We start from the raw sequence: 2060 nt of genomic DNA, 5'->3' as shown, positions 1-2060 counted from the left end.
CGCAGGCGGGTGGCGCGCATAGCCCTGTTCACCGTCTCGGGCCTGGTCCTGGTGACGGCGGGCGCGGGCGCCTGGCTGTACGAGCACCTCAACGGCAACATCAACAGCGTCGCCCTCGACGACGGCGCCGGCGGCAAGGAGAAGGCGGACGCCTTCGGACGGACCCCGATCAACGTCCTGGTGATCGGCTCGGACGGCCGGAACAACGCCGCGGACTGCAAACTGGGCGGCGGCTGCGGCTCGGCGAAGTCGACCGTCGGGCACAACGCGGACGTGGAGATGCTGGTGCACGTCTCCGCCGACCGCTCCAACGCCACGGTCATGAGCATCCCCCGCGACACCATGACCCACGTCCCCGCCTGCAAGGACCCCGACAGCAGCCAGTCCACGGCCGGCTACTACGGGCAGATCAACAGCGCCCTGCAGTACGGCCCGGCCTGCCAGGTCAAGACCGTCCACGACCTCACCGGCATCCCCGTCGACCACTTCGTGATGCTCGACTTCTCGGGAGTCGTGAAGATGTCCGACGCGGTGGGCGGTGTGTCGGTGTGCGTCAGCGACAACGTCTACGACACCTACTCGCACCTCAAGCTCGCCAAGGGCACCCACACCCTCAAGGGAGACGCGGCCCTGGAGTTCGTCCGCTCCCGGCACGGCTTTGGCGACGGCAGCGACCTGGGCCGCACCGTCTCCCAGCACCTCTTCCTCAGCGCCATGATCCGCAAGTTCAAGAGCGCGGGCACGCTGGAGAACCCGGGCAAGGTGTACTCCCTCGCCGACGCGGCCACCAAGGCACTGACCGTGGACACCGGTCTGGGCAGCGTCTCCAAGCTGGTCGACCTCGCGACCGACCTGAACAAGGTCCCCTCCAAGCGGATGACGTTCACCACCATGCAGACGGGGGCCGACCCGTCCGACGCCAACCGTGTCGTGCCCGCGGCCGCCGCGAAGGCCCTGTTCGCCGCCATCGTCAACGACCAGTCGCTGAGCGGCGGCAAGAAGAAGTCGTCCGCCGCGCCGTCCGCGTCCGCGGCGGCCACGGTGCCGGCCTCCGAGGTCGCCGTCGAGGTCGAGAACGGCACCACCACCGGCGGACGCGCCTCGGTCGTCGCCGACGCGCTCCTCGCCAAGGGCTTCGGCTCCGGCACCACCTCGGGCAACGCCCCCGCCCAGTCGTCGAGGACGACGATCACCTACGGGCCCGGGCAGAAGGCACAGGCCCAGACCGTCGCCTCCGCGCTGGGGCTGCCCGCCTCGCACCTGACCGAGGGCAGCGCGGCCGGCGTGGTCCTGGTCATCGGCAGCGACTGGCCCACCGGCACGGCGTACGCCTCCTCGGGCGGCTCGTCGGCGGCCCCCGCCGACACGCACGCGGCCGTGTCCGACGCCCACGCCCAGACCGCAGACAAGGCCAAGACCTGCGCGAAGGTCAGCCCGTACAAGACCGTCGAGATCAACGGCGTGGCCATGACCCCGGCCCAGGCCTACGCGGCGGCGAGCGACAAGAAGGACTCCGCACCCTGAGCCAGGGTCTTCGCGCTGAGCCGCGGTCCTCGCGCCGAGTCCGGGTCTTCGCGCTGAGCCCGGGGCCTTGAGCTGAGTTCGGGTCTTCGCGCTGAGTCCGGGTCTTCGCGCTGAGTCCGGGTCTTCGCGCTGAGCCTGAGGCCTTGAGCTGAGTTCGGGTCTTCGCGCTGAGCCCGGGTCCTCGCGCTGCGCCGGGGGCCTTGCGCCGAGCCTGGGTCCTCGCGCCGAGTTCGGGGCCGCGCGCTGAGCCGGGGTCCTTTGCGCTGGGCCGGGGTTCTCGCGCCGAGTTCGGGGCCTCGCGCTGAGCCCGGGTCCTTGCGCTGTGTCCGGCGCCGCGCGCTGAGCCGGGGTCCTCGCGCTGGGCCGGGGTCCTTTTGCGCTGGGCCGGGGTTCTCGCGCTGAGTCCGGCGTCGCGCGCTGAGTCCGGGACCGGTCAGCGGTCGTGGGCGAGGCCGGGTGCCGTGGTGAGCGGGCGGGACGGCACGGCGGGCGCGGCCGGTCGCGGCGACGGCCACAGCCGCGCCGCCCCGGCGGAC

1 protein-coding gene is annotated in these 2060 nt (G+C 72.2%); it reads left to right on the top strand.

The window, feature by feature from the left end; translation table 11 throughout:
- A partial coding sequence (locus M8J74_RS07000) for an LCP family protein (protein WP_249835582.1) occupies positions 1–1524 on the top strand: 1524 nt, incomplete at its 5' end.
- Between the last annotated feature and the right edge of the window lie 536 nt (positions 1525–2060).

The sequence above is a fragment of the Streptomyces panaciradicis genome (assembly GCF_023516615.1).
GTDB classification, from domain to species: domain Bacteria; phylum Actinomycetota; class Actinomycetes; order Streptomycetales; family Streptomycetaceae; genus Streptomyces; species Streptomyces panaciradicis.
Note: the sequence above shows the minus strand (reverse complement) of the source record. Positions and strands in the feature narration are given on the sequence as shown.